General features: G+C 65.4%; 14 protein-coding genes and 1 pseudogene. 1 reads left to right on the forward strand and 14 read right to left on the reverse strand.

The window, feature by feature from the left end; all coding sequences use genetic code 11:
* From astA to B0G69_RS16965, 10 genes are all read right to left on the reverse strand, one after another.
* Entirely contained in the window at positions 1 to 1,038 is a 1,038-nt protein-coding gene (gene astA / locus B0G69_RS16920; protein ID WP_121318829.1) for an arginine N-succinyltransferase, read from the reverse strand.
* Positions 1,035 to 2,096 carry an arginine/ornithine succinyltransferase subunit alpha gene (gene aruF / locus B0G69_RS16925; RefSeq protein WP_121318831.1) on the reverse strand — a complete coding sequence of 354 codons (1,062 nt, stop codon included), beginning with the start codon at positions 2,094 to 2,096 and terminating at the stop codon, positions 1,035 to 1,037. The genes astA and aruF overlap by 4 nt, the downstream gene beginning before the upstream one ends.
* A 67-nt stretch (positions 2,097 to 2,163) precedes the next feature.
* Complete coding sequence (locus B0G69_RS16930) at positions 2,164 to 3,399, reverse strand: aspartate aminotransferase family protein (protein WP_121318833.1); 1,236 nt, start codon at positions 3,397 to 3,399, stop codon at positions 2,164 to 2,166.
* 98 nt (positions 3,400 to 3,497) lie between these two features.
* Positions 3,498 to 4,547, reverse strand: a complete 1,050-nt coding sequence (locus B0G69_RS16935) for a GlxA family transcriptional regulator (protein ID WP_121318835.1) — start codon at positions 4,545 to 4,547, stop codon at positions 3,498 to 3,500.
* A 34-nt stretch (positions 4,548 to 4,581) separates the two neighbouring features.
* Positions 4,582 to 5,373 carry an ATP-binding cassette domain-containing protein gene (locus B0G69_RS16940; protein WP_121318837.1) on the reverse strand — a complete coding sequence of 264 codons (792 nt, stop codon included), beginning with the start codon at positions 5,371 to 5,373 and terminating at the stop codon, positions 4,582 to 4,584.
* A 75-nt stretch (positions 5,374 to 5,448) separates the two neighbouring features.
* Positions 5,449 to 6,162: an ABC transporter permease gene (locus B0G69_RS16945; RefSeq protein ID WP_121318839.1), complete on the reverse strand. Its 714-nt coding sequence runs from the start codon at positions 6,160 to 6,162 to the stop codon at positions 5,449 to 5,451.
* A gap of 5 nt (positions 6,163 to 6,167) precedes the next feature.
* On the reverse strand, positions 6,168 to 6,857 hold the full coding sequence (hisQ, locus tag B0G69_RS16950; protein ID WP_121318841.1) for a histidine ABC transporter permease HisQ: 690 nt from the start codon (positions 6,855 to 6,857) through the stop codon (positions 6,168 to 6,170).
* Positions 6,858 to 7,137: 280 nt separating this feature from the next.
* The gene (locus tag B0G69_RS16955; protein ID WP_121318843.1) at positions 7,138 to 8,091 is read right to left on the reverse strand and encodes a patatin-like phospholipase family protein; all 954 of its coding nucleotides are present in this window, start codon (positions 8,089 to 8,091) and stop codon (positions 7,138 to 7,140) included.
* A 24-nt stretch (positions 8,092 to 8,115) separates the two neighbouring features.
* Positions 8,116 to 8,667, reverse strand: coding sequence for a hypothetical protein (locus B0G69_RS16960; protein ID WP_121319491.1), 552 nt, complete (start codon positions 8,665 to 8,667; stop codon positions 8,116 to 8,118).
* 652 nt (positions 8,668 to 9,319) lie between these two features.
* Complete coding sequence (locus B0G69_RS16965) at positions 9,320 to 10,222, reverse strand: ABC transporter substrate-binding protein (RefSeq protein ID WP_121319493.1); 903 nt, start codon at positions 10,220 to 10,222, stop codon at positions 9,320 to 9,322.
* A 333-nt stretch (positions 10,223 to 10,555) separates the two neighbouring features.
* On the opposite strand from B0G69_RS16965, the pseudogene B0G69_RS42960 reads away from it, so the two are divergent.
* Positions 10,556 to 10,795: pseudogene (locus B0G69_RS42960) on the forward strand (LysR family transcriptional regulator); the annotation flags it as partial.
* Positions 10,796 to 10,844: 49 nt separating this feature from the next.
* Here the strand turns inward: B0G69_RS42960 and B0G69_RS16975 are convergent.
* The 4 genes from B0G69_RS16975 to B0G69_RS16990 all read right to left on the reverse strand — a co-directional run bounded on the left by B0G69_RS16975 (position 10,845) and on the right by B0G69_RS16990 (position 15,242).
* Positions 10,845 to 12,446, reverse strand: coding sequence for a rhodanese-related sulfurtransferase (locus tag B0G69_RS16975; RefSeq protein WP_121318845.1), 1,602 nt, complete (start codon positions 12,444 to 12,446; stop codon positions 10,845 to 10,847).
* Positions 12,443 to 13,102, reverse strand: coding sequence for a cysteine dioxygenase (locus B0G69_RS16980; RefSeq protein ID WP_121318847.1), 660 nt, complete (start codon positions 13,100 to 13,102; stop codon positions 12,443 to 12,445). Before B0G69_RS16980 ends, B0G69_RS16975 begins: the two co-directional genes overlap by 4 nt.
* 211 nt (positions 13,103 to 13,313) lie before the next feature.
* Entirely contained in the window at positions 13,314 to 14,150 is an 837-nt protein-coding gene (locus B0G69_RS16985) for a class II aldolase/adducin family protein (RefSeq protein WP_121318850.1), read from the reverse strand.
* A gap of 12 nt (positions 14,151 to 14,162) precedes the next feature.
* Positions 14,163 to 15,242 carry an LLM class flavin-dependent oxidoreductase gene (locus tag B0G69_RS16990; RefSeq protein ID WP_121318852.1) on the reverse strand — a complete coding sequence of 360 codons (1,080 nt, stop codon included), beginning with the start codon at positions 15,240 to 15,242 and terminating at the stop codon, positions 14,163 to 14,165.
* Positions 15,243 to 15,259: the final 17 nt, after the last annotated feature.

Consider the following 15,259-nt stretch of genomic DNA (forward strand, 5'->3'; position numbering starts at 1 on the left):
TCATCCTTGTTTGTGTTTCTGCGGCAGCACCCGCACCAGGTCGCCGGCCTTGACGTCGAGCGCGGCGGCTTCTGTCGCGCTCAGTCGGAACACACCGTCCTGCGGCACGCCCGCCACCACGCCGACGCGAAAATCGCCCAGCGAGGTATTCGACACCATCGATTTCGGCCCATCCTGCGGCGCGTGAGCGGGCGCATCGGCGATCTCGACCGGCACCAGCACGCTCTCGCGCACCGTGCGCAAGTCGGCGATATGGCATTCGAGCACCGGACCCGCGTCGAAGATATCGACGTGATTCTCGTAGCGCAGGCCTTCCGCTTCGAGCATGCGGCGCGCCGGAATCGTGTCGCTATGCGTGAGGCCGACGCATTGCTGCGCTTCCTCCGGCAATAGCTCGACATACACCGGATAGCGCGGCATCAGCTCGGCGAGAAATGCCTTGCGGCCATGCGAGCTCAGATAATCCGCCGCGTTGAAATCGATCTGATAGAAATGCGAGCCGACCGCGCGCCAGAACGGCGAGGTGCCTTCCGCGTCGAAGTGGCCGCGCAGTTCCGCGCACAGACGCTGCGGAAAACGCTCGCGAAACTGCGCGAGAAACATGAAGCGCGAGCGCGACAGCAGGCCGCCTACGCCGCTCGTGCGATAGCGCGGGCTCAGGAACAGCGAACACACTTCGGCATAACCGGTCAGGTCGTGTGAGATGTTCAGCGCGCTCATGCGCGTCCAGATGCCGAGGTCCTGGCTCGCGTGCACCACCGTGCTCACGCGATAGTTGTAGAACGGCTGCTGCAGGCCGACCGCTGTTTCGATGCCGCAAACACCCGCCACGTCGCCGGTGTCCGTATCTTCCATCACGAAGAAGTAGCCGGCCTCATGCGGCTCGGCCTTGTCTTCCATCGTGCGGCGCGCGCGTTCGACACGCGCCGCCAGCGCATCACGGTCGGGCTTGAACGTGGTGAGGCCGGGGCCGGTTTCCTGCGCGAGCCGCATCAGCGCGTCCACATCGCCTCGTTGCACAACGCGAACGACGATCATTGCGCCTCTCCCGAATGTTCATCCTGACGCGGCGCATGCAATGGTACGCAACGCACCGTATCGCCCTCCTGCACGCCAAGCGCCGCGCGCGCCGCGTGCGGCAGCGACGCGCCCGCGTCCTTGCCCGCGGCCAGTTCGCCGAGCACGCAGCGGAATTCGCCGTCGGCGCCGTTATGCGCGATCAGATACGTCGCGGCGTTCGCCGCGGCGGCAGCCGACTCGTGGACCACCCGCGTCTCATTGCGCGTCACGCAGACGCTGCGATCCACCTGCGCGGTCACGACCGGCCCCGCGTCGAAAATATCGATGAAGCGGTCCGTCTCGAAGCCTTCTTCCTGGTGAATCTCATAGGCGAGCAGGGCCTTCGAATCCGGCTCGCCGAGCACGCGCTGCGCTGCTTCCGGCAGCAGCGGCACATACACGGGGTAGGTAGGCATCACTTCGGCGATGAAAGTGCGGCTGCGCCCGCCCGATTCGATTTCGATGTCGGCGAAATCGCGGCCGAAGAACTTGCGCCCCACCGCTTCCCAGAACGGCGACACGCCGTTCTCGTCGGTGACGCCGAGCAGCAGCGAGAACACCTCGGGCGTAAAACGCCGGCGATTGGCAGCGATGTACATCATCCGCGCGCGCGACATCAGATGCGCGGCGGGCTCGCCGCGCAGCGACGGGTCGATGTAGTAGCCCGCGAGCCGGCTCTTGCCGGTCAGTTCATGCGACATGGTCAGCGCGTGAATCTTGCGGTTCACGTGCAGTTCGCGCGACGCATGAATCAGCGCGTCGTTGCGAAACGCGTAGAACGGGTCCGAATAGCCGGCCGCGGCGACGATGCTCGCGGTGCCCATCAGCTTGCCGCTTTCGCTGTCTTCGAGCACGAACAGATAGAACTCCTCGCCCGGAAAATCGACATCCGCGCGAAACGAGTCTTCCGACAAGGCGACGCGCGCTTCGAGCGCGCGCCGGTCGTGCGGCAACGAATGCAGCACCGGTTGCGCGGTGCGCGCCATATGTTCGAGCGCATCGAGATCGGCCAGGCGGCCTGGACGTACGAAGAGCATCATCGATCCTGTTGAATGTGACGCATGGTTCGGTGCTGGAGCCGGATCATGAGCGCGCTGGCCTGAATCAACGCGCCGCCGCTTGCGCGTTCGCGCCGACGATTTCCCCGAAGGCCTTCGTGAGGCGTTCGAAGCCTTCGTTCATGTCTTCGAGCGGCATGATCAGCGACGGCACGAAACGCAGCACGTCCGGACCGGCCATCAGCATGATCACGCCGTGCTGGCCCGCCGCGGTAACGAAGTCTTTCGCGCGGCCCTTGAACGCGTCGGTCAGTTCCGCGCCGATCAGCAGGCCCTTGCCGCGCACTTGCGTGAAGAGGCCAAAGCGCTCGTGCATTTTCGCGAGGTGGTCCTTCAGCGCTTCGCCGCGTGCACGCACGCCTTCGAGCAGCTTCGGATCGCTGACGAGCTCGACCACTTTCTCCGCGATCGCCGAGCCGAGCGGATTGCCGCCGTAGGTCGTGCCGTGCACGCCGACCTTGAAATACGCGGCCAGTTCGGTGGTGGTCAGCATCGCGCCGATCGGGAAACCATTACCGAGCGCCTTCGCCGTGGTCAGGATGTCCGGCGTGACGCCGGTGTCCTGATACGCGTAGAAGTAGCCGCTGCGGCCCACGCCCGTTTGCACCTCGTCGAAAATCAGCAGCGCGCCGTGCTGATCGCAGGCTTCGCGCAGCGCCTTCAGGAAGGCCGGATCGGCGGGAATCACGCCGCCCTCGCCCTGGATCGGCTCGACGATCACCGCGCAGGTCTGCGCGCCGATCGCTTTCTTCGCCGCTTCGATGTCGTTGTAAGGCAAGTGGGTGATGCCGGCCGGCACCGGGCCGAAGCCTTCCGAGTACTTCGGCTGCCCGCCCACGCTCACCGTGAAGAACGTGCGGCCATGAAACGACTGTGTGAACGAGATGATTTCGGCCTTCTTTGGGCCATGACGGTCGAATGCGACGCGCCGCGCGAGCTTCAACGCCGCCTCGTTCGCTTCCGCGCCCGAGTTGGCGAAGAACGCGCGGTCCGCGAAGGTCAGGTCTTCGAGACGTTTGGCCAGACGCAGCACCGGCTCGTTGGTATAGCCATTGCCGATGTGCCACAGCTTGCCGCCCTGCTCGTGCAATACCTTGAGCAACTCCGGATGCGCATGACCGAGCGCGGTGACGGCGATCCCGCCGGCGAAGTCGATATAGTCGCGGCCTTGCGTATCCCAAACGCGTGAGCCGAGACCACGATCCGGTACGAAGGCGGCGGGCGAAAACACCGGCACCATGACTTCGTCGAAGGTCTTGCGTGTCACTGTCAGGTCGTTCATGGCAAATCCTCGTTACAGGTGAGAGGTAATACAGGTAGTGTAGGAAACCGCACGCGATACGTCTTGCGCATACGCGACGCTTTCTATGAGGTTCCGCTTCAATCCGCCAGATCCGGCCGCTCGATCAGCGCGGCCGGGCGCGGTTCGCTGGCTGCGGCGCCACTCGCGCCGGTCTGCCTGTCGATCCAGTTGCGACGATCCTCTCGCGGTGTGACACCAAAGCGTTCGCGATAGGCATTGGAAAAATGCGCCGCCGACGCAAACCCGCACGCGAGGCTGATCTGCACCACCGACTTGCTGGTGCGCTGCAATTGCGTGCGCGCTTTGGACAGGCGCAGCCCCAGGTAGTATTTGGACGGCATCGAGCCGAGATACTGGCGAAACAGCCGCTCCAGCTGCCGCCGCGAGACGCCCACGAGAGCGGCGATTTCATCGGTGGTGAGCGGGTCTTCGATATTCGCTTCCATCAGCAGCAGCGCATCGTTCAGACGCGGATGACGCTCACCCGGCGCGGTCACGAACGGAATGCGCTGACGCTCTTCGCCCGCGCGCAACACACCCACGCCGAGCGCGTCGGCGATCCGGTCGGCAAGTTCGGGGCCGTGCTCGCGGCCGATCATCGCCAGCATGAAATCGACGCTCGCCTGACCGCCCGCGCAGGTGGCGCGATCGCGGTCGATTTCGAAGATCTGCTGCGTGACGATCGAGCGCTCGAACTGCTCGGAGAACTGCTGATAGGTTTCCCAGTTCACGCTCACGCGATAGCCGGACAACTGCCCGGCCATCGCGAGCCACCAGACGCCGTGGTGAATGCCGGTGACGAGCGGCGTGCGCTGGCCGACGCGCGAGAGGCTCGCGAGAAAGAGCCGATAGTCGGCGAATTGCTGAAACCGTTCGCTGACGATGATCAGCCAGTCGCAGGCGATCGCGTCGCCGAAGGCGGCGTCGGCCGGCCATTGCGCGCCGCCCGCGAGCGGCACCGCGCGGCCGTCCCACGAACACACCTGCACGCGGTACAGCGCGCGGCCGTCGATTTCGTTGGCAAGATTGAGCGCGTCGACAATCGGCCCGACACCCGACATCGACACGGGCGGCAAAGCGACGATCGCGACCTGGGTGGTGCGAGCCGGGCTGGACGGTCGAGGCATCGCTAGTCAGTAAAACGCGAGCGCGGGCCGCGCGTTATTTCAGGCTGCCGGACAGGAACTGCTTGAGCCGTTCGCTGCGGGGCGCGGTGAGCACCTCGGCGGGCAGGCCCTCTTCTTCGGTGCGGCCCTGGTGCAGGAACATCACGTGATTCGACACGTTGCGGGCGAAACCCATCTCATGCGTGACGACGATCATCGTGCGGCCTTCCTCGGCGAGCTTCTGCATGACCTTGAGCACTTCGCCGACCAGTTCGGGGTCGAGCGCGGAGGTGGGCTCGTCGAACAGCATCACGTCGGGGTTCATCGCCAGCGCGCGCGCAATCGCCACGCGCTGCTGCTGGCCGCCCGACAGATGCGACGGATACTGTTTTTCCAGACGCGGCGCGAGACCCACTTTCTCGAGATATTCGCGCGCGCGCTCTTCCGCTTCGCGACGCGACATGCCGAGCACGTGAATCGGCGCTTCGACGATGTTCTCGATCACGTTCATGTGCGCCCACAGGTTGAAGTGCTGGAACACCATCGCGAGCTTCGTGCGGATGCGTTGCAGCTGCTTGTGATCGGCGACTTCGAGATTGCCGGCGCGGTCAGTTCTGGTCTTGACCGCTTCGCCGTCTACGACGATCTGCCCTGCATTCGGCCGCTCGAGAAAATTGATGCAACGCAGAAAGGTGCTTTTGCCCGACCCGCTCGCGCCGATGATGCTGATCACGTCGCCCTTGTTCGCGTTGAGCGACACGCCCTTGAGCACTTCGTTATCGCCGTAGCGCTTGTGGATGTCCTGTACGGCGAGCTTGCAAGCTTCGGTCTGAGTGGTGTGGAGCAAGATGCTCTCCCTGTGAAAAGACGGATCGATCTGTGACGGTGACGATGCAGCGCCGCCGGTGCCAACAGCGCGCGCTCAGTGCGTGCGCACCGCCAGGTAAGCCAACCAGTGACGCTCGGCGCGGCGAAACAGCGCCACCAGCGCGAACGACACGATCAGATACAGCAGCGCCGCGAGGCCGAATGCGTTGAACGACTGGTACGTGGCTGAGTTCGCATCGCGCGCCACCTTCAGGATGTCCGGCACGGTGGCCGTGAACGCGACCGTCGTGGCGTGCAGCATCAGGATCACTTCGTTACTGTACAACGGCAGCGCCCGGCGCAGCGCGGACGGTATCACAATGCGCCGGTACATCGTGAACCAGCTCATGCCGTACGCGCGAGCCGCCTCCACTTCGCCGTGCGAGGTCGAACGGATCGCGCCGGCGAAAATCTCGGTGGTGTACGCGCAGGTGTTCAACGCGAACGCGAGAATCGCGCAGTGAAAACCGCTGCGGAAGAACGCGTCCAGCAGGCTGTGCGAGCGCACGAACGCGAGGCTGTAGATGCCGGTGTAGATCAGCAGCAGCTGCACATAGAGCGGCGTGCCGCGAAACACGTAGGTGTAGATGCGCACCGGCGTCGACAGCCAGCGCTTTTTCGACACGCGCGCGACCGCGAGCGGAATCGACACGACGAAGCCGATGCCGATCGACGCCACCAGCAGCCATAGCGTGACCGCGAGACCCGAGATGCGCTGGCCGTCCCAGAACAGGAACGCGCGCCAGAATTGATTGATGATGTCGATCATGTCGCTCAGAGCTCCGCGTGGCGCACGCCGATCGAATAGCGCCGGCCCAGCCAGATCAGCACGAGATTCGATACCGTGGTGATCGCCAGATAGATGAGCGCGGCGACCAGGATGAAGAAGAACATGTTGAAGGTGCTTTTGCCCGCGTCCTGCGCGGCCTTGACCACGTCGGCGAGACCGATGATCGACACCAGCGCCGTCGCCTTGACCAGCACCTGCCAGTTGTTGCCGATGCCGGGCAGCGCGAAGCGCATCATCTGCGGGAACAGGATGCGCGTGAACACGCGTACGCCGCTCATGCCGTACGCGCTGCCCGCTTCGAGCTGGCCGCGCGGCACCGCGAGAAACGCGCCGCGAAAGGTCTCGGTGAAGTACGCGCCGTAGATGAAGCCGAGCGTCAGTACGCCGGCGACGAACGGATCGATGTCGAACTGCGGCAGATTCAACGCATCGGTGAGATCGTTGACCGCGATCTGGATGCTGTAGAACAGCAGCAGCATCAGCACGAGATCGGGCACCGAGCGGATCAGCGTCGTATAGCCGGTCGCCAGCGCCCGCAGCGGGCGGTTGAACGAGAGTTTCGCCGCCGCGCCCGCGAGGCCGAGCAGCACGGCGGCCGCCAGCGACAGGACGGACAGCTCGATCGTCTGGATCGTGCCGGCCAGCAACACCGGGCCAAAGCCGTATAGGAACACGCGTGTCTCCATCCAGGTTTATTGAGAATGTCGCGGACGGCGGCGGCCTCCCGGCCCGCCCGACTCATCCGGCATGGCGCGGAGTCTCGCAAGCGAAAATCAATTTCTCAAATGGAGGGCATGGGTTCTGTTGCGACGCAACAAAACGCGCCGTAGCGCGGCGCAATGCCGGTAGCGCTTGGTTTTGCAGGAGATATGCGTTTGAAATGTCCGGCGCGGGCGGCGGGCGCCGCCGCGATTTAGCAAGTTTCCGGTCGCTTTTTCGATAGGCCGCGCGCCCTTATTCCATCCCCAGGCGCGCCCGAATCGCCGGCAGCATGTATTCGACCGCCGCGCGCCCTTCCTCGATCGCCGGCGCCGCGCGGTGAAAATCGAAAATGCCCATTCCGCCCAGGCGCGGCTGAATCAGGATATCCGCTGGTTCGCCGGCAAGGCGGCTGCGCGAAATCCGCACCTGCATGATGTCGATGCTCTGCGCGATCGAACTCAGCATCGACGGCACGCGCGCGCTCGGCGCGGGCGCCACGCGCACGTCGTCGGTGACGCTGGCGTCGGCGGGCGCCAGCCAGCGCGGCCACGGCTTGCCGTTGCGGCGCAGCGCGACGGGCGGCGGCGCGCCCGGATCGAGCGAGGGCGTTTCGACCACCCCGCCGCCGAAGTCGCGGCCGTTCAGAATGTCGTTGTTCAGATCGATCGCGATCACACAGTCCGCGCGCATGCCGCGCGCCACCGAGACCGGCACCGGATTGCTCAGGCCGCCGTCCACGAGCCACACGCCGTTGTGCCACACCGGCGTGAAGATGCCGGGAATCGCAATCGAGGCGCGCACCGAATCGATCGTGCTGCCCTCCTGCAACCAGATTTCACGGCCCGTATCGAGCTCGGTGGCGACCGCGGCGAACGGCAGGTTCAACTGCCCGATGGAGCGGCCGTTGAATTTGTCCGCGAATAGCTGGATCACCTTGCGCCCGCCGAGCAGACCGCCCGAGATGCGCAGATCGAGCAGACGCACCACGGTCTGCCACGTGAGCCGCGCGACCCACTCCTCGAGCCAGTCGAGGTCGCCGTTCGCGTACACCGCGCCCACCAGCGCGCCGATCGACGTGCCGCACACCACGTCGGGCTTGATGCCCGCGTCATGCAACGCGCGAATCGCCCCGATATGCGCCCAGCCGCGCGCCGCACCGCCCCCCAACACCAGCCCGATCCGGCTGTACCGACGTCGACGTATCATTGTCATCACCCCGCTTCTTATTTTCTATCGCCCTCGTATCACGTCCGAACGCGAGGTCGTGTACACCTTCAGATTCCGGTCGAAGTGCACGTTGAAAATCCCTTCCTCGGTCACGCCGCCCTCACGCCACTTCCAGCTCCACACGGTCTCCGGCTTCAGAGGAAACACCGCGACCTCGCCGGGCTTACCGAGCAGCCGGCGCACCTCGTCCTCGCTCATGCCCATGCGGATCTTCGCGAAGCTGGCCGCCGTCAGCACCTGCGTAATGGCCTGCAGTTTGCCGTCACGGTCGATGTCGACCATGTACGTGTTCAGCCCTTGCGGGCCGCGCGGATATTCGAAGCGCTTCGAGCCATCGGTGAAGGTGCGCTCGGTTTCCGGCTTGCCCATCTGCTCGCGGATCTGCGCCTCGGTCGTGACGCCCGGCGTCAGGTTTCTGAGCAGCAACGCATCGGGTTTGACGGCGTTGAAGAAGTCTTTGAGTTTTTGCACGGCGTAGTCGCTCTGTCGATCGTCGCAGCCGGTGAGTGCGACGCACGTGGTCAACATCGCGACGCTAAGCAGTTTCAGGCTCACGGCGAATTCCCTGTGCGGATGCGCTGTCAAAACGCGCATTCCGGTATGTAGTGCTTCCCAAGGGGGCTTCCTTCGGAGCGAGCTACAGGATAACCGCACCCGGCGCAAACCGCGAGCGAGGTCGACACGGCGGCACGGGGGCCCTCGTGATGCAAGTCGATTGAAAACCGGGAATTCGCGCGCGTCTGCGCGGCACGTCGCAAAAGCGCGACGAAAGCGGCGCCGCAGTGGCGTGAAGGCCGCGGGAGCGGTGGCGAGCTGAAAGCCGCAGTGCGCGGCTCATCGCAGAGAAGCACGACACAGCACGACCACAAGCAAAAAGGCGACGCTAGAAAAAAGCGTCGCCAGGTCGGTCGATAGAGTCAACCGGAAGTGAAAGCGGCCACTGGCCGCCAGTTACGAAGCACCGTGGACGACGCGCAGCGGTCCGGTTCCGTCGAAGCGGTGAACAACCTTGGCTGCACACCTTGCGCCATCGCCGGAATGGCAAACCGCTGCTTGTTTGGCCGCCCTGGTCCCTCGATAAGCCTTCCAAGTCCAGATAATCTAATCGCATTGGACGGTTTAGACGAGAGCGCGTTTACACCGAATTGGCAGATGATTTGCGCGGCGCGAGCGAATGGCGTTCATGCTCAGGCGCCCGCCCGCCGCCTCAAGGCAACGGAAAGCTGCGGTCGAAACTCGTGCGCACGTCCAGATGCGCGCGGATCACGTTGGCGGCTTCGTAGGTATCGGCGGTGCGCTGCTGCGCGCTGACGACGCTGTCGTCGATCGTCACGGGATGCACCTGGCCGCGCTGATAAACCGTCTTCAGCACGCCGACCGGCAGGCCGGTCACGCGCGACTGCATCGCCGCGACTTCGTCGGGATGCGACAGCGCCCAGCGTTGACCGAGCGCCACGCGCCGCAGGAAATCGGCGAGTTGCGCGCGTTTGCCGGCGATCGCGCGATCCGTCGCGACCTGGTAGCTAAGCCCCTCGGACAGACCGACGCCATTCGCGATGATGCGGTCGTGATCACGCGCTTCGCCCAGCGCTGTATACGGATCCCACACCGACCACGCGTCGACGCTGCCCGACGCGAGTGCCGCCTTGGCATCGGCGGGCGCGAGAAACACGAAGGTGACCTCGCTCACGGGCACGTTGGCCTTCTTCAAGGCGGCAAGCGCGAGATAGTGGCCAATCGAGCCGCGTGTCGTCGCGATGCGCTTGCCCTTCAAACTCGCCGCGTCGTTGAGCGGCGAATTCGCAGCGACGACAATCGCGAGATCCCGCGGCGTCGAGCGCGTCGCGGCCACTGCCCGCACCTGGGCGCCCGCTGCCAGCGCGAACACGAGCGGTGCATCGCCGAGCCCGCCGACATCTACCGCGCCCGCGTTCAACGCTTCACCGAGCGGTTGCGCAGCCGGAAAGTTGAACCATTCGATCCTGTACGGCAGGTCTTTCAACTGGCCCGACGCTTCGAGAATGCCGCGCGTCTGCAAGGACTGGTCGCCGACTTTCAGCACCGGCAGATCGGCCGCGTGAGCGGGCGCGGCGCACAGCAGCGCCGCCATCGTCAGCGTGACGGCGCCAACCGGTGCGGACCACGCACGCTTCGAAACAGAGAGGAGGTCGAACGAAAAACGCAGAGTCGTCATGGCGATGCTTGCCCGATGGCACGAAGTGATTTGCCATCGACGATAAGGGACGCCTCCGTATAAGACAAACGCATTATTCTTCTAAGCAAATAGGCGAACTATATTGAGCGCCGATGCGGGCGTGCGCAGCGCGGCGGGTATCATCGAACGCATTCTTTTGCGCTCTGGTCCCCCGCACCGCTCATCATGAAGATCGACGAAATCGACGCCTACCTCACTGTCATTCGCTGCCAGTCGCTGCAACAGGCCGAGTTGCAACTGCAACTGGTAGCGGGCGGCAACGGGGTCGGCCTCGTGCCGCTACCGCTGCTGCACGCGAGCGCGCACGCCGACGCGCTCGACATCGTCACGCTCAGCGACTTCAAGCCGCTGAGCGACATCTGGCTCGTGCAGCCGCGCATGCTCGCCAATCTGCAATAGCCGGTCGAGCCATTCGGCGCGGTCATCGAGCGAGCGTTCAAGGAGACGCGCAAGCAGCGCGCGGCGTGAACCGCACGCTGCCCCGCGCCGCCTCGGACGAACTCAACTCAAATCAAAGTCAAAGCACGCGAAACCCATGCGTGCCATCGCGCCCCAACTGCGCGACGAGCCCATACTCCCACTCCAGATACGCGTTCATCGCTTCGTGGGCGTTATCGGTGCCTTCATACGGACGCCGGTAACGATCGATGCGCGGCGACGCCATGCGCGTCTCGCCGCTCTCGAGCGGAAAGCCCGCTTCGATCCACGCCGCCGTGCCGCCGCTGAGCACCTGCACCGGGCGGCCCGTCAGCGCCGCCAGTTCGGGCGCGGCAAAGCGTGCAAGCTGGCTGCTGCCGCAGGTCACGACATAGCGTTGCGCATCCGGCAATTTGCGCACGGCCGCATCGAGCAGGCCGCGAATCGCGAAGCACGCGCCCGGAATGTGGCGCTTCACATAGTTCGCGCTCGTCGTGAAATCGAGTACGACCGTGCCCGGCGACTGCAGCAGCGTGCGCAGCTCGGCTGGCGTGATTTCATCGGCCTCGGGCGGCGTGGGCGCAAGACGCGCGGGCGGCGGCGCGCCCTTCTCGGCGAAGTCGGCAGCGCTCAGACCGTCGACCACGTACACCTCGACGTTCATCTGCGCGAGCCATGACGCGCTCATATTCGCACGCACGCCGTCGTTGTCCGCGAGAATCACGCGCGCGCCGCGCACCGGCGTGAACATGTCGGTTTCCTGCACCAGCTGGCCGCCCGGCGCGCTGCGAAAACCGGGCACGTGGCCCGCTTCGTATTCCTCCGGTGTGCGCACGTCGAAGCGATACACGCTGCGCACCGCCTCGTCGGCCCAGCGGCGCGCTTCGTCGCGCGATGTGCGGCCCACCTTCGCGCGATCCGCGACCGCGCGCGCGGCATCCGCGGCGGCCAGACGCAGCGCGTCGTCGACGACCGGCTCGAAGCGGCGCGAACTGCCGTGCGCGAGCGCCTGCCCCGCCAGCGTCCAGCCGATCGTGCCATTGCGCAGCGCCGCGACCGGATTCGGCACGCCCGCATTGATTAGCGACTGCGCGCCGATGATGCTACGCGTGCGCCCCGCGCAATTGACGATGATCCGCGTGGCCGGGTTCGGTGCGAGTTGCCGCGCGCGCAGCACCAGTTCGGCGCCCGGCACGCTGATGCTGCCAGGAATGTTCATGGTCTGGTATTCGTCGAAGCGGCGCGCGTCGAGCACCACCACGTCGGCTTCGCTATCGAGCAGCGCCTGCACCTGCGGCGCCGACAGCGACGGCGTGTGGCGCACGCTTTCCACCAGTTCGCCGAACGCCTTGCTCGGCACGTTGACGTCCTGAAACAGTTCGCCGCCGGCTTCGCGCCAGCCCTGTAGACCGCCTTCGAGCAAGGCGACGTCGGTATAGCCGAGTTCGCTCAGACGCCGCGCGGCCCGTTCGGCAAGGCCTTCGCCGGCGTCGAACACGACAATCGGCACCGCCACGCGTGGCAGGCGCACCGGCGCGTCCAGCTCGAGCCGCGACAGCGGCAGGTTGGCGGCAAACAACGGATGACTGCGCGCGTGCGGGTCTTCCTCACGCACGTCGACAAGTGCAATTTCTTCACGGGCGATAAGCGCGCCGCGCACGTCTTCAAATGATCGGGTACGGAATTCGTTGATGACACTCATGGGGTAAGAGACTCCTTCGAGACATTCCAGATATTCGGCAACACGTCGTTCGAGTAACCTGAGATGAAAGTCTTACGGCCCGCGTCGCCGGTATACACCGAGCGCGTCACCGCGCCAATGTTTCCACCGTACACGTGAATGCTGATCGACGCACGGTCGTCAAAAGCATTGCTCACGCGATGAATGTCGCCGATACGCGGCGACACCGCGTCCACGTCCCCTTGTTCGAGGCGCTGCGGCGCACCGTGTTCGGTGAGCGCGCCGTCCTCGCGGACACGATAGGGTTGAGCAATTTCCGCGCCCCGTAGCACGCCGATCAACCCCCAGACGGTGTGATCGTGCACGGGCGTCGCCTGGCCGGGTCCCCACACAAAACTGACGATTGAGAAACGCTGCCGCGAGTCCGCGTGCAACAGGAATTGCTGGTACCGCTCGGGATGGGGCTGCGCGAATGTATCGGGCAGCCAGTCGTCGTGGGCGATCAGTTCGCGCAATGGGGCGGCGCCGGCTTCGAGCAGCCGCGCTTCCTTGCGGGTTTCGTTTTGGAATGCGTCGTGAGATTCATGGGTCGCGTCGTCATGCGCGGCTTCGTCGACAAGCGAAGCAATCCGGCCGACGAACACGCGCAGCCGGTCCGGCCTCAGCATCTGGGTCATGGATGGGTTTGAAAAAGGGATAGGGTTGCGTCAGGCGCTCATGCGATCCGCGCGAGCGCCGCGACGCGACGCGACGCAGACGCCAGTCCATCGCGGCACGCCGTTCGCGCAGCGCGGCGTGCGCGCAGCGAGCGGCGCCCGCCGATCCGCTTGCGATCCGCGTGCCATCAGCGCCGCGAACCGCCAAGCGTGCGGCGTCGTTGAGATGCGCTCAAGCGAGCACGTCGGGCTCCGCCTCCACGAGCCCTTCCAGCAGGCTCTGGAATGCAAACAGCGCACCACCCGGACGGCCCACCTGTTCGTGCGTGAGCGCGGCGACGTCGTGCGCAATCGCTTGCGGGCTGCCGGCGGCTTGCGCGAGCAGTTGCGCATGGCACGCGTTGTCGAGCGCGATATACCACCAGGCCGCCGCTTCGACGCTTGGGCCCGCCGTGAGGATGCCGTGATTCTTCAGGATCACCGCCTTGCGCTCGCCGAGCGCGGCCGCGATCCGCGCGCCCTCCTCCGTGTCGAGCACGACGCCGCGAAAATCGTCGAACAGCGCATGGTCCTGATAGAACGCGCACGCATCCTGAGTCAGCGGGTCGAGCGTGCGGCCGAGCGTCGACCACGCCTTGCCGTACAGCGAATGCGTGTGAGCCGCCGCCATCACGTCGGGGCGCGCTTCGTGGATCGCCGCGTGGATCGCGAAGGCCGCCTGATTCAACGGCCCTTCGCCGACCACGATCTCGCCCTCGGCATTCACCAGCAGCAGATCGGACACGCGGATACGGCTGAAATGCTTGCCGAGCGGATTGACCCAGAAGTGATCGGGCCACTCGGGGTCGCGCGCGGTGATATGACCGGCGAGCCCCTGATCGAAGCCATGGCGCGCAAACAGACGAAACGCGACGGCCAGCCGTTCCTGCCGATGACGGCGTTCGGCCGCGATGCTCTCGCGCGGCGGCACATCGTCGAACCAGAACTTGCGCAGCGGCGCGTGACGCGCGAGCGTCGGCGGCTCGACTGCGTGCGGGGAGTCGGATGCGGCGAGAGAAAGTTCGGTCACGCGCGCCTCCGTTCAGGCCGCCACGCGCTCGACGCGCGCGATGCGTTCACGGGTCGCGGGAATCAATTCGCGGCCGTACTCGATCGCGTCTTCGAGCGGATCGAAGCCGCGTACGAGGAACGTCGACACACCGAGCGCGTGATACTCGGCCAGCGTATCGGCGACCTGTTCTGCCGTGCCGACCAGCGCGGTCGAATTCGAACGTCCGCCGATTTCGCGCGCGATGCCGGTCCACAAGCGCTCGTCGGCGCGATCCGACTCGCCCGATGCCGCGAGCAGACGCCGCGCGCCTTCGCTTTGCGCCGGAGCGCCGACGCCGAGCCCCTGCGCCGCGCGCAGCCGCCGTGTTTCGGCGAGGATGTGCTCCGCGCGCTCCCACGCGGCGGCTTCGGTGGCCGCGAGAATCGGCCGGAACGACACCGAGAAGCGCACGCTGCGGCCGTGCTTCGCGGCCTGCTCGCGCACGCGGGCCACCTGCTCGCACACCTGGGCTTTAGACTCGCCCCACAGCGCATAGACGTCTGCGTGACGGCCGGCGATTTCGAGCGCGGGCGCCGACGCGCCGCCAAAGTACACCGGAATATGCGGCTGCTGCACGGGCTTCACTTCGGAGAAGCCCTGTTCGAAGCGATAGTACTTGCCCGCATGATCGAAGGGCTTCGTCTCGGTCCAGATGCGGCGCAGGATATGCAGGTATTCGTCGGTGCGTGCGTAGCGTTCGTCGTGCGACAGGTAATCGCCATCGCGGCGCTGTTCGGCATCGTCGCCGCCGGAGATGATGTGCACCGCGAGGCGTCCGCCCGAGTAGTGATCGAGCGTCGCCAGCTGACGCGCGGCGAGCGTCGGCGCGACAAAGCCCGGCCGGTGCGCGAGCATGAAGTGCACGCGGCTCGTCACGTTCGCCGCATGGGCGACAGTGAGTAGCGCGTCGGGGCTGGTCGAATGATGCGGCACGAGAATGCGGTCGAAGCCCGCGGCTTCATGTGCGCGGGCGAATTGCTCAACGTAGCCGAGGTCGACCGTGGGACCTTGAGGCGCGTGGGTTTCAGACACCTTGCGGGTCTGGATCATACCGATGAATTCGATGGACACGTCGGTGTCTCCCTGAA

It is taken from the genome of Paraburkholderia sp. RAU2J (genome assembly GCF_003634845.1).
Lineage (GTDB): Bacteria > Pseudomonadota > Gammaproteobacteria > Burkholderiales > Burkholderiaceae > Paraburkholderia > Paraburkholderia fynbosensis.

Coding starts and splice junctions, on each gene's coding strand:
- B0G69_RS16975 (WP_121318845.1), bottom strand. CDS start 12,446: ATGAGTGTCATCAACGAATTCCGTACCCGATCATTTGAAGACGTGCGC.
- aruF (WP_121318831.1), bottom strand. CDS start 2,096: ATGCTCTTCGTACGTCCAGGCCGCCTGGCCGATCTCGATGCGCTCGAA.
- B0G69_RS16935 (WP_121318835.1), bottom strand. CDS start 4,547: ATGCCTCGACCGTCCAGCCCGGCTCGCACCACCCAGGTCGCGATCGTC.
- B0G69_RS16965 (WP_121319493.1), bottom strand. CDS start 10,222: ATGGCGGCGCTGCTGTGCGCCGCGCCCGCTCACGCGGCCGATCTGCCG.
- B0G69_RS16980 (WP_121318847.1), bottom strand. CDS start 13,102: ATGACCCAGATGCTGAGGCCGGACCGGCTGCGCGTGTTCGTCGGCCGG.
- B0G69_RS16930 (WP_121318833.1), bottom strand. CDS start 3,399: ATGAACGACCTGACAGTGACACGCAAGACCTTCGACGAAGTCATGGTG.
- B0G69_RS16945 (WP_121318839.1), bottom strand. CDS start 6,162: ATGATCGACATCATCAATCAATTCTGGCGCGCGTTCCTGTTCTGGGAC.
- astA (WP_121318829.1), bottom strand. CDS start 1,038: ATGATCGTCGTTCGCGTTGTGCAACGAGGCGATGTGGACGCGCTGATG.
- B0G69_RS16955 (WP_121318843.1), bottom strand. CDS start 8,091: ATGATACGTCGACGTCGGTACAGCCGGATCGGGCTGGTGTTGGGGGGC.